The organism is Verrucomicrobiia bacterium, from assembly GCA_019634635.1.
In the GTDB taxonomy this organism is placed as follows: Bacteria; Verrucomicrobiota; Verrucomicrobiia; order Limisphaerales; family UBA9464; genus UBA9464.
The window spans coordinates 279,654-301,525 of record JAHCBB010000002.1 but is presented as its reverse complement, the minus strand read 5'-3'; the positions used below and the strand labels follow the sequence as shown (position 1 = coordinate 301,525).

18 protein-coding genes and 1 tRNA gene are annotated in these 21,872 nt (G+C 66.6%); 8 read left to right on the top strand and 11 right to left on the bottom strand.

Features of this window, described 5'->3' with window-relative positions:
• Positions 1–28 precede the first annotated feature (28 nt).
• Positions 29–1,447: an ammonium transporter gene (amt, locus tag KF791_02610; GenBank protein ID MBX3731467.1), complete on the bottom strand. Its 1,419-nt coding sequence runs from the start codon at positions 1,445–1,447 to the stop codon at positions 29–31.
• A gap of 33 nt (positions 1,448–1,480) precedes the next feature.
• Complete coding sequence (locus tag KF791_02605) at positions 1,481–1,819, bottom strand: P-II family nitrogen regulator (GenBank protein ID MBX3731466.1); 339 nt, start codon at positions 1,817–1,819, stop codon at positions 1,481–1,483.
• 526 nt (positions 1,820–2,345) lie between these two features.
• On the opposite strand from KF791_02605, the gene thiH reads away from it, so the two are divergent.
• Both thiH and KF791_02595 read left to right on the top strand, forming a co-directional pair.
• A complete protein-coding gene (gene thiH, locus KF791_02600; GenBank protein MBX3731465.1) occupies positions 2,346–3,548 on the top strand; it encodes a 2-iminoacetate synthase ThiH in 1,203 nt (400 codons plus the stop codon).
• Between the two features lie 20 nt (positions 3,549–3,568).
• The gene (locus tag KF791_02595; GenBank protein ID MBX3731464.1) at positions 3,569–4,018 is read left to right on the top strand and encodes an acyl-CoA thioesterase; all 450 of its coding nucleotides are present in this window, start codon (positions 3,569–3,571) and stop codon (positions 4,016–4,018) included.
• Between the two features lie 11 nt (positions 4,019–4,029).
• Here KF791_02595 and hrpA read toward each other — a convergent pair whose 3' ends face one another.
• From hrpA to KF791_02580, 3 genes are read right to left on the bottom strand one after another with little or no spacing between them, the layout of a single operon-like run.
• Positions 4,030–8,166: an ATP-dependent RNA helicase HrpA gene (gene hrpA, locus KF791_02590; GenBank protein MBX3731463.1), complete on the bottom strand. Its 4,137-nt coding sequence runs from the start codon at positions 8,164–8,166 to the stop codon at positions 4,030–4,032.
• Positions 8,167–8,206: 40 nt separating this feature from the next.
• The gene (era, locus tag KF791_02585; protein MBX3731462.1) at positions 8,207–9,076 is read right to left on the bottom strand and encodes a GTPase Era; all 870 of its coding nucleotides are present in this window, start codon (positions 9,074–9,076) and stop codon (positions 8,207–8,209) included.
• A gap of 30 nt (positions 9,077–9,106) precedes the next feature.
• Positions 9,107–10,318, bottom strand: a complete 1,212-nt coding sequence (locus tag KF791_02580) for an AAA family ATPase (protein MBX3731461.1) — start codon at positions 10,316–10,318, stop codon at positions 9,107–9,109.
• A 277-nt stretch (positions 10,319–10,595) separates the two neighbouring features.
• Between KF791_02580 and KF791_02575 the strand changes: the two genes are divergently transcribed.
• Together KF791_02575 and KF791_02570 are read left to right on the top strand one after the other, a co-directional pair.
• Positions 10,596–11,990 (top strand): ROK family protein, encoded by a 1,395-nt coding sequence (locus KF791_02575; protein ID MBX3731460.1) that lies wholly within the window; start codon positions 10,596–10,598, stop codon positions 11,988–11,990.
• A 34-nt stretch (positions 11,991–12,024) separates the two neighbouring features.
• Positions 12,025–12,879, top strand: coding sequence for a PIG-L family deacetylase (locus KF791_02570; protein ID MBX3731459.1), 855 nt, complete (start codon positions 12,025–12,027; stop codon positions 12,877–12,879).
• Positions 12,880–13,073: 194 nt separating this feature from the next.
• On the opposite strand, the gene KF791_02565 is transcribed toward KF791_02570, so the two are convergent.
• The 4 genes from KF791_02565 to KF791_02550 form a co-directional block, all read right to left on the bottom strand.
• Positions 13,074–13,577 (bottom strand): FHA domain-containing protein, encoded by a 504-nt coding sequence (locus KF791_02565; GenBank protein MBX3731458.1) that lies wholly within the window; start codon positions 13,575–13,577, stop codon positions 13,074–13,076.
• A gap of 160 nt (positions 13,578–13,737) precedes the next feature.
• Positions 13,738–14,901 carry a glutamine-hydrolyzing carbamoyl-phosphate synthase small subunit gene (carA, locus tag KF791_02560; GenBank protein ID MBX3731457.1) on the bottom strand — a complete coding sequence of 388 codons (1,164 nt, stop codon included), beginning with the start codon at positions 14,899–14,901 and terminating at the stop codon, positions 13,738–13,740.
• A gap of 95 nt (positions 14,902–14,996) precedes the next feature.
• Positions 14,997–15,227, bottom strand: a complete 231-nt coding sequence (locus KF791_02555; GenBank protein MBX3731456.1) for a hypothetical protein — start codon at positions 15,225–15,227, stop codon at positions 14,997–14,999.
• Positions 15,228–15,277: 50 nt separating this feature from the next.
• Complete coding sequence (locus KF791_02550) at positions 15,278–16,681, bottom strand: hypothetical protein (protein ID MBX3731455.1); 1,404 nt, start codon at positions 16,679–16,681, stop codon at positions 15,278–15,280.
• 110 nt (positions 16,682–16,791) lie between these two features.
• Between KF791_02550 and KF791_02545 the strand changes: the two genes are divergently transcribed.
• Together KF791_02545 and KF791_02540 are read left to right on the top strand one after the other, a co-directional pair.
• The gene (locus KF791_02545) at positions 16,792–17,361 is read left to right on the top strand and encodes a 3-isopropylmalate dehydratase (GenBank protein ID MBX3731454.1); all 570 of its coding nucleotides are present in this window, start codon (positions 16,792–16,794) and stop codon (positions 17,359–17,361) included.
• A 78-nt stretch (positions 17,362–17,439) separates the two neighbouring features.
• A complete protein-coding gene (locus tag KF791_02540) occupies positions 17,440–19,044 on the top strand; it encodes a CotH kinase family protein (protein MBX3731453.1) in 1,605 nt (534 codons plus the stop codon).
• 24 nt (positions 19,045–19,068) lie between these two features.
• Here KF791_02540 and KF791_02535 read toward each other — a convergent pair whose 3' ends face one another.
• On the bottom strand, positions 19,069–20,262 hold the full coding sequence (locus KF791_02535; GenBank protein ID MBX3731452.1) for a ThuA domain-containing protein: 1,194 nt from the start codon (positions 20,260–20,262) through the stop codon (positions 19,069–19,071).
• A gap of 281 nt (positions 20,263–20,543) precedes the next feature.
• Positions 20,544–20,617: transfer RNA gene (locus KF791_02530), tRNA-Gly, on the bottom strand.
• Positions 20,618–20,946: 329 nt separating this feature from the next.
• Here KF791_02530 and KF791_02525 point away from each other — a divergent pair.
• Both KF791_02525 and KF791_02520 read left to right on the top strand, forming a co-directional pair.
• Positions 20,947–21,282, top strand: coding sequence for a helix-turn-helix transcriptional regulator (locus tag KF791_02525; GenBank protein ID MBX3731451.1), 336 nt, complete (start codon positions 20,947–20,949; stop codon positions 21,280–21,282).
• Complete coding sequence (locus KF791_02520; GenBank protein ID MBX3731450.1) at positions 21,269–21,724, top strand: SRPBCC family protein; 456 nt, start codon at positions 21,269–21,271, stop codon at positions 21,722–21,724. The genes KF791_02525 and KF791_02520 overlap by 14 nt, the downstream gene beginning before the upstream one ends.
• Positions 21,725–21,872: the final 148 nt, after the last annotated feature.

The following is a 21,872-nucleotide window of genomic DNA, read 5'->3' as shown; positions in this document are numbered from 1 at the left end:
ACCCCCGGGCCTGAGGGTGCCGGGGTCGTTAGTTCTCCCCCATCCCTTGGAAGTCGGGGTAGGCGTGGCACCCGTGCTCGCCAAGGTCCAACCCGCCAACCTCCTCCTCCTCGCTGACGCGCAGGCCGAAGATCGCTTTGACGATCAGGAACAGCACGTAGGCGAAGATGAATGTGAAGGCCCCGATCGCGACGACGCCGATCAACTGGGACATGAACTGCTTCGGTCCGGCCAGTTCTCCAAACATGCCGACCGCCAGCGTTCCGAAGATGCCGCAGACCAGGTGCACCGAAATGGCTCCCACCGGATCGTCAATCTTGATCTTGTCGAAGAAGATGACGGAGAACACCACGATCACGCCGGCAATCAACCCGATCAAGGCGGCGGACAGCGCCGCCATCTGATCCGCACCCGCGGTGATGCCCACCAGACCCGCGAGGATGCCGTTGAGCGCCATTGAGAGGTCTGGCTTCTTGAGGGCCATCCAGGATGTCAGGGCGGCGCTGAGTCCGCCCGCAGCGGCGGCGAGGCAGGTGGTCACGAGGGTCAGGGAAACCAATGCCGGGTCCGCGGAGAGCACCGACCCGCCGTTGAACCCGAACCAGCCCAGCCAGAGCAGGAAGACGCCAATGGTGGCCAGGGGCATGCTGTGTCCGGGGAGGGCATTCATCTTGCCGCCCTTGAGGTACTTGCCTAATCGGGGTCCCAGGATGATGGAGCCTGCCAATGCCCCCCAACCGCCGACGGAATGCACCAGGGTGGATCCGGCGAAATCGTAGAAGGGCGTCTCCATCGCCTGCAGCCAGCCACCGCCCCACTTCCACATGCCCGTGATGGGATAGCTGATGGCCACGAACAAGGTGGAGAAGATGAGGAACGGTCCGAGCTTGATCCGCTCGGCCACCGCGCCGGAGACGATGGTCGCCGCCGTCGCCGCAAACATCGCCTGGAACAGGAAGTCGGTCCAATAGGTGTAGCCCGCGTTGTAGGTGTTGGTCAGCTGGGCCAGCGGATCGGTCACCGTCACCCCGAACCCTCCAAATCCAAACCATTTCCCGGCAAAATCCTCCCCGGGATACATGAGGTTGAAGCCGACAACGGCATACGTCAGCAGGCCGATGCAGGGAATCAGGGTGTTCTTAAAAAGGATGTTGACCGTGTTCTTGGCGCGGGTGAGGCCGGACTCCACGCACGCAAAACCCAGATGCATGATGAACACCAGGCCGGCGCAAAGCATCATCCACAGATTGTTGGCCGTGAACAGCGGGTAGGCGGCTGACTCGGCAAAGGCCTCCATGCTGGCATGCTGGGGGGTCTCGTCCGCGACGGCCTCAACCACCTCCTCGACGGCGACCGCGACAACATCCGGGGCATCCTGGGCGCGGCCGGAAACAGTCAGGACTGCGGCGGCGAACAGCAGCAGCAGCAACTTGGGGAAACATTTCATGGAACTCACTTTCATGGCGTAGGTTGGATGGTTTCAGACTGCGCTTTCACCCTTCTCCTCCGTGCGGATTCGAATCGCCTCCTCCACGGCGGAGATGAAGATTTTCCCGTCACCAATCTTGCCGGTCTTGGCGGCCTTGATGACTGCGGCGGCGACTTCCGCCGCTTTGGCATCGGGCACCACGACCTCGACCTTGATCTTGGGAAGGAAATCCACGGTGTATTCACTGCCCCGATAGATTTCGGTATGGCCTTTCTGGCGCCCAAAACCCTTCACCTCGCTGACGGTCATTCCTTCGATGCCCACCTCGTGGAGGGCATCTTTCACCTCCTCGAGCTTGAATGGTTTTACGATCGCTTCGATTTTCTTCATGGCGTTGTTGGAAACGGAATCAGTGGCTGCCGGGGAGATTTCAACGCCAGCATCCCTGGCGAAAAACCCCTGCCGAATCGCAGCGCCGCTCCCCCAAGCACCGCGGATGCCAGCCCCAGGGAATCCCGGAGGACACTGTGCATGTAACCACTTTATCCAGAGCGGGATACGAAACTTTAAATTCTGGATTTGCTTCGAAATAACCTCGGCTCCGCTGTCGAAATTTGACCAGCCCCGGCGATTCGGTTCACCCGCACGGGAACGTTTACGGATGCACCCGTCGCGTTCATCAAGGGACCGGAGGGCGGCCCCCTAAAGCGAAGGGCGGTCCGAGCACCCAGGTGCCGCGGACCGCCCAATCCTGCCGCCCTATTGACCAGACAATCCAACCACGGCAGGACGCGGTAACCTGACGAACGGACTGCGGAGTTCAAGGGGCGAAATCGGGACGTTTGCATCCGGGATCGGGATCGAAGCCGGGGCCGCGGCTTGATGCGGCCGCAGTCCCCGGTACGGTGGCGGCGGAATGAGTTTCTCCGATGTGTTCCGGACGCTGCCGCTGACGGACTTGCTCCGCCGGGCCCGCGAGGCGGACGCCGACGCGGTTCGTCGGGTGATGACCGCCGGCCCCGCCAGCCTCAACGATTTCGCCACGCTGCTGTCGCCCGCGGCCGGCGATCAACTGGAGGCCCTCTGCATCAAGGCCCAGACCCTCACGCGCCAGCGGTTTGGGCGGGTCATCCGGCTGTTCGCCCCGCTCTACCTCAGCAACGAGTGCATCAACAATTGTGCCTACTGCGGGTTTTCCCGGGATCACCCGATCCTGCGGGTGACCCTCCAGGTTGAGGAGGTCGTCCGCGAGGCGCGAGCCCTGTCAGACCAGGGATTCCGCAACGTCCTGCTGGTGGCCGGGGAACATCCGCGATTTGTGTCCAACGGGTACCTCCGGGACTGCGTTCAGGCATTGCATCCGCTGGTGCCCTCCATCTCGCTGGAGGTTGGGCCCATGGAGACCCCGGATTACGCGCCCCTGGTCACCGCGGGAGCGGAGGGTCTGGTGGTGTACCAGGAGACGTACGACCGCGACGTGTACGCGCGGATGCACACCGCGGGGCCCAAGCGGGATTTTGACTGGCGGCTCGACTGTCCCGAACGGGCCGCAGCGGCCGGATTCCGCCGCCTCGGAATTGGCGCGCTGCACGGTCTGGCCGACTGGCGATTGGAGGCCCTCGCCACGGCGGCGCACGCCGCCCACCTGCTGCGGCATTGCTGGAGAGCCATGCTCACGGTGTCGGTCCCACGGTTGCGTCCCTGCGCGGGCGCGTTCGAACCCCTGACGCGGCTGGACGACCGGGAACTCGTCCAGTTGATCACCGCATTCCGTCTGTTTCTTCCCGATGCAGGACTGGTGTTGTCCACCCGCGAGCCGGCCGCCCTTCGCGACGGCCTGCTGCCGTTGGGCATCACCCATGCGAGTGCCGGAAGCCACACGGAGCCCGGCGGGTACACCGGGGCCGGACGCGACCAGGTGCATCGGACCGTGCGCGGTCGCATCGTGGAATTGGAGCCGGGCGCGGCCTTCACGGCGGCGGGCCCGGCTCAGGGCACGACGGCCACCGGCCAGTTCGAGATCGCCGACGACCGCAGTCCCGCGGTGTTCGCAGCGCAAATCCGCCGGCTGGGCTATGAACCGGTGTGGAAGGACTGGGACGCCGCCCTCTGCGCGTGACGCCGCAACCCGCGACCGGCATGCCCCACGAATTCAAGACCACCCGGCGCGTCGAGTTCTCCGACACCGACCTCGCGGGAATCGTCCATTTCTCCCGGTTTTTCCAGTACATGGAAACCATCGAGCACGCGTTTCTGCGCTCGCTTGGGTTCTCCGTCGTGTTGCGGCAGTTCTCGCCGCCGCGCGGGTTTCCCAGGGTGCACGCCGCATGCGACTACCGGCGCCCGCTCCGATTCGAGGATGTTTTTGAAATGCACCTGAGCGTGACGGCGAAGACCGTCCGGTCGTTGTCGTATGAGATCCGTTTCACCCGCGTGGATCCCGGTCCGGTCGAGGAGGTGGCGGTCGGGAAGCTCGTGGTCGTGTGTGTGGAGAAACCGCCCGACGGTCCGATGCGGGCCGTGGAACTGCCCGCGGATCTCGCCGCGCTGCTCGACGTGGCGCCGGCCACAGCCGCCCGAGCCGCTTGACCAGCAACCGTTCAAGATGCGCCTCGGAGTTCCGCCAGCAGGACGTCGAGGCGGGCTGCGGAAACCGGCAGGACCGTCCCCAATTCCTGGGCGAAGACCGAGACCTTGAATTCCTCCAGCATCCCAAGGAACTCCTCCCGCCGCCGGCGGTCGTCGTCCGAGACCGGCGGCGACGCCATCAGCCGGGATGCCGCCGTCTCGTAGGGCGCCAGCAACCGGATTCGCTCGGCGTCCCGCGCCGGCTGCTGGGCCGCCCGTTCGAGTCGCAATTGAAGGGCCTTGAGATAACGCGGCAAATGCACCAGACGGTCCGGAGAGGTCGCTTCGAGAAACCGGGGTGGCATCAGGCGATCCAGCTCGCGCTGGACGGCCGTGATCCACGGACGTCCCGCTGTCGCCGGGCGTGGCGGGGGCGCGGACGCGGGGACCGCCAATGGGAGCTGGCTGAGATCGTTGAGAGTCCGTGGACGCGCCGCGGGGGTCGGCGGCCCGGCTCCCAACCGATCCAGCAGTGATTTTCGGGCCGCAAGGATCGAGCCGACCGTACGGATCAGTCGGGGCGCCGCCTCACGCAATTGCTCACGGGACGCAAGCACGGCGGCATCAAATGCCGTCCGCGTCAATCCGGGCGGCGCCTCGGCCGGCAGCACCTGCCGCCGGATATGGTCCATGGCGGTTTCCCGGAGGACATCCGCCGTCGCCGGTGAGCCGAAGCTGTGATGCAGGCGGTCCAGTCCCCGGAGATCCTTCTCCAGCCAGGCCAGGTCCTTTTGAAGCGACCGTTCGACCAGCCGCTGGAACCCATCCCGGCTTGCAGCGCGGGCGGACGCCGCCGTCCGAAACAGGCGCACATGCACGCACCCGCCCTCAAGCGACAGCCCTGGATATGCGGTGGGAATCCCCGGTGCGGCCTGGCCGCCGTCCACCGATTCCGGCAAATCTCCGAAGGTCCAGCCCGGGACATCCAGCCGTTCCCATTCGTGGGTCAGCCGTTTCCAGGCCGGTGATTCCGCCGGAGATGCCGGTCGCACGGTGCCCACCAGACGACGCAACTCCCGCGGGTCGCGTCCGGCGCCCAGCACCCGGCCATCCGCATCCACCGCCTCGATGCGCGGACGCAAATGACCGGGCACCGACTCCGGCCTCCAAGCCTCCGGGGGCACCCCGACCCCACACGCGCGGTGAAGCCACTGTCCGAGTTCCTCACACAAAGATCCCGCCGCGGGGCGCAAATCGCGTACGATGGCCTCCACCTTTGGCGGGAAGGGTTGCAGCGCGCGGCGCAGGGATTTGGGCAGCGACGCCAGCCATTCGGAGACCAGCGAAGCCCGCAGGCCGGGAACCGCCCACTCGAGCGCCGAAGGGGGCACCAGGGGAAGCAGCTCTGCCGGCACTTTCAGGGTCACACCGTCCCACGACTCTCCCGGAGCATACGCGTAAGTGACCGGCACCGGATGCCCGGCGACCTCAATGCGATCGGGAAAGGCATCCGCGTCAAATCCCATCTCCCGCCCGTCCGTGAGATCTGCAACGGTCGCGCACAAAAATCCGGGGCCGGAGGCGTCACGAATGACCCGGTTCAGCTCGGAGACGGAGGAGACCCCGGAAAGGCGCGCAGCGTAAAAATGATATAGGGCCTCGCCGGGATCGCGGGCATCACCGAGGCGCACCCGGGTCTGCCAGTCCTCCACGCACTGGCGGATCTTCCGGTTGTGTCCAAGAAACGCGTACTGGGGCGGCAGCGGGGAGTCCCCCGGGGCTTCGTCCAACGCCTCATTGCCCCGGTCCCGCGCCGGCGGGAGCAGCGACTCTCCGACGAGCGCTTCGCGGATGAAGATCGCCGTGGCCTCCGCAGGCTGCAGGTTGCCGTACGCCACCGCGCGCCGCAGCACCTCCAGTCCCTGGAAATGGACGATTTCGTCCACCAGCACCCGGCCGGCGCCGACGCTCCAGCGCGGGTTCTGGTGCGTCGTCCGGCACAGGTGGGGTGCCAGCCCGACGATCCACCCGGGCTCGATGCCGGCGAGGGTTCGCGCAAACCGCTGCGAGGTCTCAACGATCTCGCCCGCCATGATCCAGGCCGGCTGCCGTGTCTTCTCCGCTTGCACCGGCTCTCCGGACTCAACACCGCGTCCCCGATGGGCACGGGACCCTTTTGCGGCCGGCTCGGATCGCTCAAACAGCACCGAACCTGGAAAGACCTGCACGGCCCGATTCCCGGTGCCGGTGTAGGCATTGCGCCCGGTGCGCATCGCCACATGCGCCAGCAGGCCCGAAAGGATGGCCCGGTGGATGGCCTCCCCGGACGCACCGCTGGCGTTCAGGTTCACCGTGCCCAGTTCCTCCAGCGCCCCGTGCAACTGCGCATGCAGGTCCTGCCACTCCCGCATCCGGACATACGAGAGGAAGTGATCCCGGCAGAACCGCCGACGCTGCCCCTGGCCGGGCAGGGATTTCCACGCGTCATGAACCCCGTTCCAAAGATTCAACAGCGTGAGGAAGTCCGAATGGGGGCTGAGGAAGCGCCGGTGGGCGGCGTCCGCCATCTCGCGCTTGTCGAGCGGACGCTCCCGCGGATCCTGGATGGCGAGGCCCGAGGCGATGATGAGCAGTTCCCGGGTCGCGTGCTCCTGTTGTGCCTGGAGCAGCATGCGACCCAGCGTGGGATCAATCGGAAGCCGGGCGAGGTCGTGTCCCAGGGCGGTGAGCCCGCGGACCTCGTCCAGGGCGCCCAATTCGATGAGCAATTGGTAGCCCCCCTCGATCGCGGGGGCAGAAGGCGGGTTGACGAAGGGAAACGTCTCAATGTCCCCGAGGCGGAAGGCCTTCATCCGGAGGATCACCTCGGCAAGGTTCGCCCGCTGGATCTCCGGCTGCGTGAAGGGCGGCCGCGAGGCGAAATCTTCTTCGGAGTAGAGCCGGATGCACACGCCCTCCCGGACACGCCCCGCGCGTCCCCGGCGCTGGTTGGCGCTGCTTTGCGACACCGGCTCCACCGGAAGCCGCCGGGTTCGCGTCCGCGGATTGTACCGGCTGATGCGCGCCAGTCCGGCATCCACCACAAACCGGATCCCGGGGAGCGTCAGGGAGGTCTCCGCAATGTTCGTGGCGAGGATGACCCGGCGGTTTCCGGAAGGCGTGAACACCCGCTGCTGGTCGCCCGCGCTGAGACGCCCGTAGAGCGGCACAATCTCCGCTTCGTGGCCGCAGCGTCCCTCCAGGAGGTCCCCGGTCTCGCGAATGTCCCGTTCGCCCGGCAGGAACACCAGCACGTCCCCCTCGACGGATTCGTTCAGCACGCCCTCCACCGCCTGCACCGCCGCCTCGATGCAGGTGACTTCGCCGCGCTCCTCCGATCCGGAGTCCGGGGGAGCGTACCGTACGGACACCGGATACATCCGTCCGGACACCTCGATCACCGGGGCGTTGTCGAAATGGCGTGAGAACGCGCCGGTGTCGAGCGTTGCCGACGTGACGATCACCTTGAGGTCCGGACGGCGGCCCACGAGCCCTTTCAGGTGTCCCAGCAGGAAGTCAATGTTGAGGCTGCGCTCGTGAGCCTCGTCAATGACGAGCGCGTTGTAGCCGGTGAGCAGCGGGTCCCCCTGCGCCTCTGCGAGCAGGATACCGTCGGTCATCAGTTTGATGAACGTTTCCGGACCCGTGCGGTCGTCGAACCGGATCTGACAACCGACCTCGCGTCCCCACGGAACGTCCAGTTCGGCCGCCAGACGCCGCGAGATCGAAAGGGCGGCGACGCGCCGCGGCTGGGTGCATCCCACCCGGGCCTCGATCCCCAGCCCGGCCTCCAGGCACATCTTGGGCAGTTGTGTGGTCTTCCCGGATCCGGTCTCGCCGGCCACGATCACCACGGGATGCCGCCGGATGGCCGCGACGATCTCCTCACGGCGGGCGGTGATGGGCAGGTCCGGCGGATAGGTGACCACCGGTGCATTCGCGCGACGCCAGGCGCAACGTTCCGCCGAATCCCTCGCCTGGGCCAGCAGGCGCTCCAGCACGGCATCGTGCCGGGCCGGATGACGCTCATCCCGGAACAGCCGGGCCGCCCTTGCGCCCAGTCGCACCCAGTCGGCCAGCAGGCAGCGCGGCAGGAGAGACTTCAATTCCTGGACCCGGGGATCGGACATGGAGTTGCACGGAAGACCGGCCGGCGCAGCGAAATCCGCGTCACAGCCCCCGGGTCCCCTCCTTCTCCACGAGCACATCGAGATCCAGGAAGACCTGCTGCCCGAGCCGCTCCTCGAGCGCTCTCCGTGCCCCGATGCCGATGGATCGAATCCTGCCCGCGCCGACCCCGATCAACATGCGCTGATGCCGGTCGTGGTGGGTGAGGATTGCCGCCTTGATGTGCAGGTAGGGCCGGCCATCCCGGGTGACCGCAGGTTCCACGGAATCGAGCTCGATGGTCGTGCGGTACGGAATCTCCTCACCCGTCTGGAGGTACACCTGCTCGCGGATCAGCTCCGCAATCTCAAAGTCCCGGTGGGCGTTGGTGACCTGGTCCACCGGATAGAGGGGCGGATGCACCGGCAGGATCCTCAGGAGCTCCGCGACGAGGAGTTCCAGCCCGAGGCCCGTGCGCCCCGAGGCCTCCACCACCGCGGCATACGAAGTGGCCCGCGCCTGCCACGCGGCGAGCGCCGGACGCCGTCGCAGGTCGGCCTTGTTGAGACACAGGACGCGCGGCGGCAAAATCCCCTGCAACGCCTCGAGCACCATCAGCTCCTCCTCGCCCGGCTCGCGCGACGGATCCACGACATGCACCACGACATCAATGCCCTCAAGAGCGCTCCGCGCCCGGCCATGAAGCTCATCCACCAGCCGGCTGGACCGCGTCTTGAAGAATCCGGGAGTGTCCACCAGCACCACCTGTCCCCCGGGGCGGTGCACAATCCCCTGCACCGGGTGGCGGGTCGTCTGAGGCTTGGGGGTGACGATGGAGATCTTTCGTCCCACAAGAGCGTTCAGCAGCGTGGACTTCCCGGCATTGGTGCGCCCGACCAGGGCGGCGAGACCGGCGCGAAACTCAGGATCCATGGGCGGCGGGAGTGCGGCAGCCGGTCCGGCTCATCCTTTGCGGGTCAGCCGCTTCAAGGCCTCGGCGGGCGCGTCCACCAGCGCGGCGGTGACCTCGAATCGGGTGACCCGGCTGGAGGGCAGCCGGAACTTCAGGTCGCGAAACACCCGCTCGCACACCGTCATCAGCCCGCGGGCACCGGTGCGTTCCGACGCCGCCAGCTCCGCCAGGCGCCGCAGTCCGTCATCCCGGAATTCGCAGGTGATGCCGTAGGCGGCAAAGGCGCGCTCGTACTGGTGGATCAGGCTGCTCTCGCTCTTGCGCAGCACGTCAAACAGGTCGTCGGTGTCAAGTCCGTGGCATGCGACACGGACCGGCAGGCGCCCCACGAACTCGGGCTCGAGTCCGTAGGCAATGAGATCCGAGGTGGCCACCCGCGCAAAAAACCAGTCCGGATCCGCCCCGCGGGGGATGCGCGACGCGGCGTCCGCGCGGACCAGGCTGCCCGCCTCGAGCCGGCACCGGATGGCCTGGTCCATCCCGGAGAACGCCCCGCTGACGATGAACAGGATGTGCCGCGTGTTGAGGGTCTCCGCAGTCGGGGCCCCCCCGCCGCGCATCGCCGACATCGCGGCCTGGAGCTGCCCGGTCACGTCGTTCGGCGACACCAGCGGCACATCCCCGTCCTCCATGAGCTTGAGGAGGTTGGTCTGCACCCCCCGTCCGGAGACGTCCCGTGTCCCGGCCTCCCCCCGCGTCGCGAGCTTGTCCACCTCGTCGAGATAGATGATCCCGTGGGCCGCACGCCGGGTGTTCCCGCCGGCCTTGCGCACCAGATCCCGCACCAGGTCATCCACATCCCCACCCACATAGCCGGTCTCGCTGAACTTCGTCGCATCCGCTTTCACGAACGGCACCCCGATCAGCTCGGCGGCGGACCGGATGAGGTGGGTCTTGCCCACGCCGGTGGGGCCGAGCAGCAGGACGTTCTGCTTCTGATAAAACGGCGCCTCCGCACCCTCGAGACACAGCCGCACGTGCTGGAAGTGATCGCAGAGGGCGACGCTCAGGACCTTCTTGGCCTCGGTCTGGCCGATCACAAAGCGTCCGAGATGGCGGGCGATGTCCGCCGGCTTGAGGTTGAAGCTGAACTCCTCCGGGGGCGCCGCGGTGGCGGCCACTCCGGGCTTGGACAGCGATGTCTCTTCCCGCCGGCGCGGACGGGGCAGACGTCTGGGAATCCCGTGTGTGACCGGTCCCATGGATCCTTCAAGGACCGGCGCCGCGTTGTCGGAGGGTGCAACCACGCGGCCATCATGCACCGGAAAAGGCCGGTTGTCGGGCACGAATTGGCACCCGAAGGGGCGGGGTTTCGCCGGGCCGTCTGCAAGTCCCGCCAACCGACGCGAGGGAACTCCACCCCACCAGGGTCGGAGTCGCATCGCTCCCGGCAGGGAACCGGGAGGCGCCCTGGGAGGCGCCGTGCGCATCGCCCGCTTGCACGGAAGCGGACGTCGCCCCAGCCTTCGCGGCGCGTTCATGAGCGTTCCCGACCGTTACCTGCCACCGCCGCGGATCGCCCCGCCGCTGGACCCGCAATTTCGTCCGGCCGTGCTGGCGGCCCGGGCCTTCGCCGTCGAGGCGACCGAGCCCGTGACCCTGGCCCTGGAGCAGGCGGACGGCTCGGTGTGCCACCATGCGATGAACGTGCTGGAGGCCGGGCATGCCGACGTCGCTGCCAACCCTTTCTTCGTCGAGCGACTCGCCAAGTTCCTGCTGTGGTCCCGGGGCGGATGGCGCCTGCATGTGGCGGGACCCGAACCCCTCGCGGAAGCGCTGCAGCAGCACTACGCCGGGACGCCCACCGGGCGCTTCGACTCGGAGATCATCGGACGGCGGATCTACGATCATCCGATCGAGGTGGTCGCCGTGAAGTCGGTCGGCGCCCTGCCGCCGCCCCGCGCCTCCAGCGCGCCGCTCGGACGGCATCAGGACGGCTGCCGCATTGGATTCGACCTCGGCGGCAGCGACCGCAAAGTCGCCGCGGTGCGGGACGGCATCTGTGTGTTCAGCGAGGAAACGGTCTGGGACCCCTACTTCCAGAAGGATCCCCAATACCACTTCGACGGCGTCATGGATTCCCTGCGCCGGGCGGCGGCGCATCTACCGCGGGTGGATGCCATCGGCGGCTCTGCAGCAGGTGTATACGTCAACAACCGGGTGAAGGTCGCCTCGCTGTTCCGTGGCGTGTCACCCGAAGCATTCGAGTCGCGGGTCCGCGACCTTTTCCTCGAACTGCGCAAGGCGTGGAACGGGGTTCCGTTCGACGTGGTCAACGACGGCGAAGTCACCGCGCTCGCCGGATCCATGGCCCTGGGTCGCAACGCCGTGCTCGGGGTGGCGATGGGCACCAGCACCGCCGCCGGATTCGTCACCCCCGAGGGTGGCATCACCTCATGGCTCAATGAACTGGCGTTTGTGCCCGTGGATTACCATCCACAGGCGCCACGGGACGAGTGGTCCGGGGATTTCGGGTGCGGAGCTCAATACTTCTCGCAACAGGCGGTCGGCCGCCTGCTGGGACCTGCCGGCATCGAACTCCCCGCAGGGCTCGGGCTCCCGGAGAAGCTCAAGGAGGTGCAGGGGCTCATGGCCCAGGGCGACCCAAGAGCCGGCCGGATCTACGAGTCCATTGGCGTGTACCTCGGCCATGCCCTCGCCCACTGGGCGGACTTCTACGAATTCCAGGACATTCTGGTGCTGGGGCGCGTCATGAGCGGTCCCGGGGGCGACCGCATCCTGGCGGTCGCCAGGCGGGTGCTGGACACCGAGTTCCCCGCGGAATCGTCCCGCTGGTCCTTCCAGGTTCCGGACGAAAAGGATCGGCGTCACGGGCAGGCGATTGCCGCGGCCAGCCTTCCGGCGCTTGCCTGACCCCCCGGCCTTCCCTGCGGTGCCCCTTTGCCCCATGAATCCCTACGCTCAACTGGTCCGCGACTACGCCCGGCATTTCCGGGACGGCCGGTCCCACCCCCTCGGTGGATTCCCGTTCCCGGACGTTCCGGAACCGGCGCCTGGCGCGCCGCGGGGTCTGATCTTCTCGCCGCATCCGGATGACGAATGCATTGTTGGGGGGCTGGCCCTGCGACTGCAACGCGAAGCCGGCTGGGCGATTCGCAATGTGGCGGTGACCCAGGGCAGCAACCGCTCCCGGCAGGCCGCCCGGTGGGCCGAACTTCAGGACGCCTGCCGCTACCTCGGATTCGGCCTCATCGCCACCGGGCCCAACGGGCTCGAGCAGGTCACCCCGGCATCGCGGTCGGGGGATCCCGCCGGCTGGTGCGACAAGGTGGCAGTGATCGCTGGAATCCTGACGTCCGAAAACCCGGCTGCCGTGTTCGTACCGCATCGCCTCGACTGGAACGGCACGCACATCGGTGTGCATCACCTGGTGGCCGACGCGCTGGCCACCCTCCCGGCGTCGTTCACCACCACGGTCATCGAAACCGAGTACTGGGGGCAGATGGAGCATCCGAACCTCATGGTCGAACTCGGCGAGTCCCAGGTGGCCGACCAGGTCACGGCGCTCTCGTTCCACGTCGGCGAGGTCCGGCGGAATCCGTTCCATCTCCTGCTGCCGGCGTGGATGCAGGACAACGTGCGGCGCGGCAGCGAACTCGTGGGAGGTCAGGGTGGGGTGGCGCCGGATTTCGGCTTCGCGACGCTCTATCGCGTGCAACGCTGGAGAGACGGCCAGTTGGAGCCAACGGCAGGCGTTCGCAACCTCGGGGTTTCAGATTCCCCAGCCACCCTGTTTTCCTGAGCCCGCGGTGCCCAAAACCGGTGGAGGTCGCTTTACGAAGCGCCGATGGGCAAAGCGCCGGTGGGGTGAGGCTCCGCCGAACCGTACGCGTCACCGCGCATTGCGCCCTTGAGGACTCTCCATGCGCACGGCCTGCCGGAGGATTGCCCAACCGGGAAAGGTCCGGGATGCGCGCGCCCTGCGGCACGGCCGCCTCAGGGTGCGCCCTGCCCCAGCCCCATGAAGGCGATCACCAGCAGGGCAATGATGATGATCACCAGCACCGCGCCGACGGCGAGGAAGATCTTGTTGGTGTTGTTGGTCTTCTTCGTGAAGGCGGCGTTTTTCTTCGCGATGACCGTCGTCGCGCTGCCGGCTGCCTCGCCGATCTTCACGGTCGGCCGGGGCTGCTCCGTCTGACGCTTGCCCGTCTCGTAGCGGAACTCAACCTGACCCAGGCGGAGCGTCTGCCCGGGACGCAGGGGCGCCTCCTTGTCAGGCGCCAGCTGGTTCTCGTTGATAAAGGTGCCATTGGTCGAGTTGAGATCCTTGACCACGATGTCGTCCCCCTTGACGAACACCTCGCAGTGATGGCTCGAGACGCTGGGCTCCGGGAGCGAAAACCGGTTGTCCTCCAGACGGCCGATGGACGCCTTCTCCGCGGGCACGTCGAAGACGCGATCGGTAAAGCCGGCGGTGAGACAAACCAGTTTCGGCATAGGCGAGAGAGGGCAGGTGTTTATCCGTTCGTGGAACGGCGCGTCAAACCGTTTCCCCCCGGGAGAAAAGCCTCCGGCCCCGGACGGGCGCGGTCTGCAACCGCGGGAGATGCGTGATCACACATGTTCGCGGCCAGAATGTGAACCTCGGCCGGTCACGTCAACCGCGGCGCTTCACGAGTTCGCGAAACTCGGCGAACAACGCGGTGGAATCGTGCGGCCCCGGAGCCGCCTCCGGATGGTACTGCACGCAGAAAACCGGCCGTGTGCGGTGCCGCATCCCCTCGACCGTCCGGTCATTGAGATTGATCCGGTTCACGACGACCTCGGACGGCAACGACGCCGGATCCACGGCGAATCCATGGTTCTGTGCGGTGATTTCGACCCGCCCCGACTCCAGATCCTTCACCGGCTGGTTCCCGCCCCGGTGTCCAAACTTGAGCTTGAACGTTCGCCCGCCGAAGGCCTGTCCGAGGACCTGGTGCCCGAGGCAGATCCCAAACATCGGGATCCCGGAGTCCACCAGCGCGCGTGCCTCGCGCACGATGTCTCCCAGCGCCGCCGGGTCTCCCGGCCCGTTCGACAGAAACACTCCTGCCGGACGCTGTCGCAGAACCTCCGCAGCCGGGGTATGTGCCGGCACCACTCGCACCCGGAAGCCGTGCTGACGCAGCCGTCTCAGGATGTTGTATTTCATGCCGTAGTCGAAGGCGACGATCGGCAGGTCGGCCGGGGGCAACGCCCCGCGAACCTGACGTGGGTCAACGGCATCGCCCCCCTGGGTGACGGCGAATGCCGGCGATTCACGATCGTCAGGATCCCAATCGAAGGGCTCCTTGTGGGTGACCGCCGAGACGTAATCCCGCCCCTCCATGCCCCCCCAGGTCCGCGCCTGATCCAATGCCGCCTCCGCGGAAAGTCCCGCCGTGGACAGGCAACCCGCCATGGCACCCCGCACGCGGAGCTTCTTGGTGAGGGCCCGGGTGTCCAAACCCTGGATTCCCGGGATCCCATGGGATTCGAGGTACGCCGACAGCGACCGGTCGGCCCGCCAGTTGCTGACCACCGGGGACAATTCGCGGATCACGAGGCCGGCGGCATGCGGCGCCCACGACTCCGAATCCTGGTCACTGACACCGTAATTCCCGATGAGCGGGTAGGTCATTGTGACGATCTGGCCCTTGTAGGAGGGATCCGTGAGGATCTCCTGGTAGCCCGTCATCGAGGTGTTGAAGCACACCTCACCTGCGACCGTGGCCCGCGCGCCAAAGGCGCCGCCCTCAAATACCGTGCCGTCTTCCAATGCGAGAATCGCCGTGCTCATCCTTCAGGGTGCGGACGGCCACCATCCACCGGCCGCAATGCGCGCGGAGTGTGGGCTGCGGGGTCCCTCGCGCAACAGGAATGCGCCGGCCGGCTTCAGAGCAACAAGGCGCACAGGGCGAGGAACACCACCAGGGAGGCCAGGAGGTATTCCCCGACCGTGCGCGCGGGAGACGCGCCCCAGTGGGCATCCGAAGTGCGGATCCCGCAGCGATGCAGGGCGGGACGGAGGGACGCCGGGACGCGGCAGGGTTTTGGGAACCCGCGAAGGGTGACGGTCCGGCTGGACCTGCGGTCGGGGGCGGCACAAGGGCGTGGATCATTCACGCCACCAACCTTGCCGGAAAGGGTCGGACATCCACTGGGGGCCGGTGAATTCAGCGAAACGAGTCGAACCAGGCCTTGATCAACAGGAGGGTCGGCTCAACGCAGCCGGTGTGGTCGGCCGCTGGCGCCGGATCCACGAACTCCACGGCGACCCCTCGCTCCGCAAAGGCATCCCGCGCCACCTGGGCGTTCGCCACCGGCACCTCCGTGTCTCCGGCACAGTGGTAGAGCCGCAACGGTACCCTCGGGGTCCAGTCGAGCACGTCATTGCGGCGCAGGACCAGGCGAAGCGGATGGGCCAGGTCCGTGACCAGCGCCTCCCGCACCCCCGGCGCGAGGGCCAGCGTGGGATCGGCAGGCAGCACTGCATTGATCGCGGCAGCGTCGCGGGTGCCATCCAGCAGGGGCGGCACTGTTGTGGCATAGGGTTCGTCGAGATAGTTCGGCATTCCGTAAACCTCCCGCATCGCCGCCAGCAGGTAGACGAGGTAGGCGGGATTCGGACGGGGCCGTCCGGAAAGAAAATCAGCCGTGGTCACCCCGGAAAGATCGTACGCACCCGCCGCCGCGGCACAGGCGGTGACCGTGAATTCCCCGGCATGCCGGGCCTCGATCTCCCGCAGGGCCGCGAGGGTGGCGTGCCCGCCCTGCGAGTAGCCGGTCAGGAACAGCCGCGAATCGAGCGGGATCCCCTCAGAGGCCGCCAGCGTCCGCACGGCGCGCAACAGGTCCACCACCGAGGTGGCCGTGCTGTCCGCGTGGTGGTAGGGATGAAACCCCGGCGAATCCCCAAGCCCGAGGTAGTCCGGCAGCACCGCCACATAACCGGAGGATGCAAAGGCCGCGCCAAGCGCTCCTTCAAGGTTGAGCCGCGATGGGACATCATTCCGGTCAAAGACCGTTCCATGCTGGTAGCTGACCATGGGGAGCGGGCCCTCCGGGGCCACGGGCACCGCCAGAAGCCCGGAGGCCTGGGTGCGCAGGCCGTGGGCGTCGGGCGTTTCGTACAGCACCCGGTACAACACGACATCCCGTTCGGCGACGATTGGAAATCCCAGCAGGGTGAACAGAACCTGGAGCTCGCTTTGCGGCACCCGCGTCTTGTGGGTCGCCGCCAGGAGGCGTCCCCGGTCCACCGGACCGGGAACCGCCACCACGCGGAAGTAGCGTGATCCGGGGACGGGCCGGAGATCGCGGAACACCCGGTTGGTGGCCGGCCAGTCGCCGCCAGGCACCGGCCCCCAGGCGGCCCCGTCGAGGGCCTCCCGGCTTTCCAGGGTGAAGCGAAGATCGCCCGGACTCGATTGCCACCGCACTTCAACCCCTGTGGCTTCCGGCAGAACTTCCGACACCGTGACCGCCGGCGGCAGGGCCGCCGCCGGGAAAAGCACCGCCGCCATCCCCAGAGCCGCGACAAGAATCCCGCCGGCCAGCACCGATGCACGCAACGTCATGCGCGAACCCTAGCCAGGAACTCCCCCCGATAAAGCCCTCATGTTTTCGCGACCGCGCTCCGACTTCCCCGATTGTCGCCGGGGACCCGCCACGCCATACTGGTCCGGCCATGCAGAGCACGTTCACCGGTCCGGTCTATGTCGTCCGCGACAACATTGACACCGACCAGATCATCCCCGCGCAGTACCTGAACCTCGTCCCCACAATCCCCGACGAATATGAGAAGCTCGGCAGCTTCGCCCTGTGCGGACTCCCCGACGATGCGTACCCGGTGCGCTTCGTCGCCGCGGGACAGATGGACACCCCCTACCCCATCGTGATCTCCGGACGCAACTTCGGCTGCGGCAGCTCCCGCGAGCATGCCCCGATCGCCATGGGCGCCGCCGAATGCCAGTGCGTGGTCGCCGAAAGCTTCGCCCGCATCTTCTTCCGCAACTGCATCGCGACCGGGGAACTATACCCGATCGAGTGCGTGGACCGCCTGTGCGAGGTCTTCAAGACCGGGGACGTCGCCACCGTGGACATTGATGCGAACCTCATCCGACACCATGGGACCGGACAGACCTACGCACTGAAGCCCCTTGGCGAAGTGCGACCGGTGGTGGATGCCGGGGGAATTTTCGATTATGCCCGCCGGACCGGCATGATCCCGACCCGCGCTGCAGGGACCCCTGCGTAGCGGGTCGCGCACGAGACGTCGTCACCCGTTCGTTGCTTGAACTGCGACAACGAGGGACCGTTGATCATGCGAATGTCCATGCGTCCTCCGTGCGCCACCGTGGGAGTCGTCTGGATCCTCCTGGCCGCATGGCTCGCGGCCGGCGCCGGCCTCCACGCCGCCTCCGGCCGCGAGGCCGCGGCCGCGGCACTCTTCGCCGGGCCCGTGCCCACGTTTGAGATCACCGTGGCGCCGGATGATGCCGACCGCCTGCGCCACGAGCCGCGGAGCTACGTCCCGGCCGAAGTCCGGGTTGACGGCGTCCGCTACACCCGGGTCGGCATCCACCTCAAGGGGGCGGCGGGCAGCTTCCGCGACTTTGACGATCGTCCTGCGCTGACGCTGAACTTCGACAAGTTCGTCAAGGGTCAGCGGTGTTCCGGCCTCGAAAAGCTGCATCTCAACAATTCCGCCCAGGACGACTCCCTGACCTCGGAGTTTCTGGCCAGCCGGCTGCATCGCGAGGCCGGAGTGCCCACGGCGCTTTCCGGCCATGCCCGGGTGCGGCTGAACGGACGCGACCTCGGTGTGTATGTTCTCAAGGAGGGATACGATGCCTTCTTTCTCCGCCGTCAATTCCCGTCCGGCAATCCCGCCCCGGGCAACCTGTATGATGGCGGCTTCCTGCAGGATGTGGACGCCCGGCTGGAGCGCGACACCGGGAAGGGACCGGCGGATCATTCCGATCTCCGGGCGCTTCGCCGCGCCGCCACCACTCCGGTGGCGAAACGCGGGGCCTCCCTGGAGCAGGTTCTGGACGTGGACCGGTTCCTCACCTGTCTCGCGATCCAGGCCTTGACCGACGACTGGGACGGCTACGGACGCAACCGCAACAACTACCGCATCTACTTCGACCCCGTCAGCGGCCGCGCGGTGTTCATCCCGCACGGAATGGACCAGTTGTTTGCGGATCCGGGAGCTCCAGTGAATCCGGACTGGCAGGGGCTGATCGCGCGCCGGGTCTTGGAGGTGCCGGAATTTCGGGACCGGTATGGGCGGAAGCTCACCAACTTGCTGGAGCGGCAGTTCACGTGGCAGTGGATGTCGAACCATCTCGCCCTGGTTGAGGCGCAGCTGCTGCCGGTGCTGGCCGGAAACTCCTCAGAACAACATCCGTCCTGGTCCCGCGAGTTCCGCAAACAGTCCAACCGCATCGCGGCGCGCATCCGCAATGTGCGGCGGCAACTTGGGCTCCCGCCGGACGCCGCCCTCGCCGCAATGCAGTCCGCACCGATGCCTCCCGAGCCCCTGACCGGATGGCATCCGCGCCCGCAACAGGGCGCCGCGATCCTGGACGAACGGACTGAGGACGGACGAAGGACCCTACATCTGGAAGCCCGGCGAAGAGGCACCGTGGCCTCCTACCGGACCTCACAAGTCCTGCCCCCAGGCGAATACGTGCTGGAGGGTTTGGCGCGCACGAAGTCCCTCACCGTGGCGCCCGGCATGCCAGGCCGGGGGGCGGGATTGCGCATCAGCGGTGCCGACCGCCAGCAATCGCTGTCCGGCGACACGGACTGGACGCCGCTCCATTACGAATTTGAGCTCGAGGACGACGCTGAGGTGGAATTTGTCCTCGAGATCCGGGCCGACCGCGGTGAAGCGTGGTTCGATCTCGATGCCCTTCGCCTGCGGCGCCGGTAGCCCCGTGCGCCCTGTAATTTCAAGCTATTGCCCGCCTGCCCCGGCGCCCACCGCCGGTCTCCCGTCTTCCTGCAGGCGTCCGCAGGCCCAGAGCAGGCCACGGGTCACCAGGTCCAGATAGCGGGCATCCGCCACCGTGTCGTTGTTGTGGCCCAGGGTTGTCGAGAAGACCCGGGCCTTCGCCGGACCATACTCGTGGGTCCAGGCCACGATCGCATTGTTTTGTCCGGGGCGATCCCCGTCCCCCTGACGGCCCTGCACCAGTGGCTGGGCGGACTCCCAGACCTTCACATTGTTGTAGAGTTCCTCGTTGATCGTGGTCCACGCGGTCATGCCGCGGGTGATCGGATGGACCGGATCGGTGAACGTCAGCTCAATCGGCTTCTGCGGGCCGTGGCCGCTGGACTGCAGCCCCAGGTATTCGAACCACAGCGCGTGGGGCGTGCCCGGCGTGGCAGCCTGTCCGGGATTGCCCGTCCGGTAGCTGTGCATGGCGCAATGAAGATTGACCCCGGGGATCCCCTTCCGATGCGGTGCCAGAACGCCCCGGACCACCTCCGGATCATTGACATCCGCCGCGCATTCATCGTGCAGGACCACGTCATACCCCTGTGCGTAGTCCGGATTTCCCAGGATGGCGAGCGGCGGCCGGGTGCTGGTGTCGGGTGAATAAACGATGTCCACGCGGACGTTGGCCCGGGATTCAAGGCCGGCCTTGAGCAGTTCCTTCTGGGTCGCGTAGTCGTGGCAGCAGCCTCCCGTGACCAGCAGGACCCGGAGGGGTCCGGCCGTGCGGGTCCCGGGCTTGCGAGCATAGCGCAGGAGGAGGCGTCCGCTGCCGGGTTCGGTCTTGAACCCATCCGGGATCCCGCCCTCGCCCATCGCATAACACGCGCGCCAGCCCTCTGCGGCCAGCTCGGCCACACCGCGGAGCTGGCGACCGACGTTGGGGCCGTCGGTCTCCTCGAACACCATCACCGCGGGCGATCTCGAAGCGTCAAGCGTCACCGTACCCCGGGCCTGCAGATCACCCATCAGGAAGCCATAGCGTCCGTCCTCGATCGTGAGAACCGCTGACAACAACTCCCCTCCCGGCACCGGCGCCCCATCGAATTCCGCCTCGGTGATGACCCAAGAGCCCTGGAAGGACTGCAGGTCCGCCGCCGGCAGATTGAAGGCAACATGGGAAGCGAGGATGAGGGAGAGGAGACGGATCATGGAACTTGGAACTTGGTCGAAAGACAACCATTCCCGGTCCCGCCCCAAAAGGTCAAAATTGATGGGCTCCACGCGAAGCGCCTTGGACTGCGGTGGCCCTCCACCGCTTTCCCCCCGGGCACCACCCCGCCCACGCATGACGTTCCGCCCCCGGCCCCACCCCACCAACATTCCGAAGGAAAAGCGCCAGAGGACTGGCGCACTCCATGACCTGCCCCCAACTCGCAAGATTCAGAGCCTTCCAGAGCCGGCCGGGACAACAGTCGGCGCCCGAAAGAATTTGGAGCGGGCGAAGGGAATCGAACCCTCGTAACCAGTTTGGAAGACTGGCGCTCTACCATTGAGCTACGCCCGCATCCGGCCCGAGGCAAAGCAAAGCCAGTCGGCCGACCGGGCGCAAGCCTGGGATTCCGGACGGTTAGGTTCCGAAGAGTTCACGCCGCTTCGGCAGCAGCCGGCTGCAATCGAATCCCGCGATATTGGCCGGCGGATTTTTAGGCGCCGATGCCTTGCCGACGCTCTCCGCGGGGGGACGGCAGAGCCAGACGCCGACCTACCGCGCCGGCTGCATCGTCCATGGATTGCCCTCAATTCGGCGTCGCCCCTGCCGATCCCTTCGCGGCACACCTCCCTTTCCCCTCAGCGCTTGACATGCAACTATTCGGTTGCATATCGTGTCTCCCGATGGACGCAGTGTTCAAGGCCTTGGCGGACGAAAGCCGCCGGAAGCTTTTGGATGCACTTCATGAGGACAACGGCCAGAGCCTGACCCAACTCTGTGCGCAGCTGGACATGTCGCGGCAGGCCGTGACCAAGCATCTTGCGCTCCTGGAGGCGGCAAACCTCGTCGCCACCCTCTGGCACGGAAGGGAGAAACTGCACTATCTCAACCCGGTCCCGTTGCACGAGATTTACGGGCGCTGGATTGAAAAATATGAGCGCGCCCGCCTGCAAGGGCTGCGGGCTCTGAAGATGAATCTCGAAGCCGGCAACAAGGAACACCACCATGGAAAAACCTGAATTCGTTTACATCACGTACATCCGCACCACCCCGGTCAAACTCTGGGAAGCCCTGACCGATCCCGCGCAAACCCGCCAGTATTGGGGCGGAATGATCAATCGTTCCGACTGGGCAAAGGGCTCCAGATGGGAGCATGTGAACGAACAGGACAGTGATCCTCTCTACGTCTTCGGCGAGATTCTGGAGAGCAAACCGCCCACCCGCCTGGTCCTGTCATGGATGGATCCCGAGAACCCGGACGATGCCTCCGTGGTGACCCTCGATCTCCAACCCATTGACGATCTGGTGCGCCTTACGGTCATTCACGGCAACTTCAAGGGCGATTCGGCGATGCAGGGCAGGATCTCCAAGGGCTGGCCACTCGTGCTCTCAAGCCTTAAATCGTTCCTCGAGACCGGGAGCAGCATTGATATCATGAAATCCGCCCGTGCCTGCGAATAATTGATGGACGCCCCCGCCTTCCGGTCTTCTCCAACCGCACCCTGGGGTGCCGGCCGGTCCTGTCACGTCAGAACGCATCGTCGTCGTCCGACCGGAGGTTTCCATCCTGCGTATGGCCCCAAGTGCCAGGGACACGGGGAAAGGCACC

What these genes read in the sequence shown, in the direction of transcription:
- KF791_02570 (MBX3731459.1), top strand. Translation starts at nt 12,025, where the DNA reads ATGAATCCCTACGCTCAACTGGTCCGCGACTACGCCCGGCATTTCCGG.
- amt (MBX3731467.1), bottom strand. Translation starts at nt 1,447, where the DNA reads ATGAAATGTTTCCCCAAGTTGCTGCTGCTGCTGTTCGCCGCCGCAGTC.
- KF791_02540 (MBX3731453.1), top strand. Translation starts at nt 17,440, where the DNA reads ATGCGTCCTCCGTGCGCCACCGTGGGAGTCGTCTGGATCCTCCTGGCC.
- KF791_02520 (MBX3731450.1), top strand. Translation starts at nt 21,269, where the DNA reads ATGGAAAAACCTGAATTCGTTTACATCACGTACATCCGCACCACCCCG.
- KF791_02575 (MBX3731460.1), top strand. Translation starts at nt 10,596, where the DNA reads ATGAGCGTTCCCGACCGTTACCTGCCACCGCCGCGGATCGCCCCGCCG.
- KF791_02595 (MBX3731464.1), top strand. Translation starts at nt 3,569, where the DNA reads ATGCCCCACGAATTCAAGACCACCCGGCGCGTCGAGTTCTCCGACACC.
- thiH (MBX3731465.1), top strand. Translation starts at nt 2,346, where the DNA reads ATGAGTTTCTCCGATGTGTTCCGGACGCTGCCGCTGACGGACTTGCTC.
- KF791_02565 (MBX3731458.1), bottom strand. Translation starts at nt 13,577, where the DNA reads ATGCCGAAACTGGTTTGTCTCACCGCCGGCTTTACCGATCGCGTCTTC.
- carA (MBX3731457.1), bottom strand. Translation starts at nt 14,901, where the DNA reads ATGAGCACGGCGATTCTCGCATTGGAAGACGGCACGGTATTTGAGGGC.
- KF791_02580 (MBX3731461.1), bottom strand. Translation starts at nt 10,318, where the DNA reads ATGGGACCGGTCACACACGGGATTCCCAGACGTCTGCCCCGTCCGCGC.
- KF791_02535 (MBX3731452.1), bottom strand. Translation starts at nt 20,262, where the DNA reads ATGATCCGTCTCCTCTCCCTCATCCTCGCTTCCCATGTTGCCTTCAAT.
- KF791_02550 (MBX3731455.1), bottom strand. Translation starts at nt 16,681, where the DNA reads ATGACGTTGCGTGCATCGGTGCTGGCCGGCGGGATTCTTGTCGCGGCT.
- KF791_02525 (MBX3731451.1), top strand. Translation starts at nt 20,947, where the DNA reads ATGGACGCAGTGTTCAAGGCCTTGGCGGACGAAAGCCGCCGGAAGCTT.
- KF791_02605 (MBX3731466.1), bottom strand. Translation starts at nt 1,819, where the DNA reads ATGAAGAAAATCGAAGCGATCGTAAAACCATTCAAGCTCGAGGAGGTG.
- KF791_02545 (MBX3731454.1), top strand. Translation starts at nt 16,792, where the DNA reads ATGCAGAGCACGTTCACCGGTCCGGTCTATGTCGTCCGCGACAACATT.
- era (MBX3731462.1), bottom strand. Translation starts at nt 9,076, where the DNA reads ATGGATCCTGAGTTTCGCGCCGGTCTCGCCGCCCTGGTCGGGCGCACC.
- hrpA (MBX3731463.1), bottom strand. Translation starts at nt 8,166, where the DNA reads ATGTCCGATCCCCGGGTCCAGGAATTGAAGTCTCTCCTGCCGCGCTGC.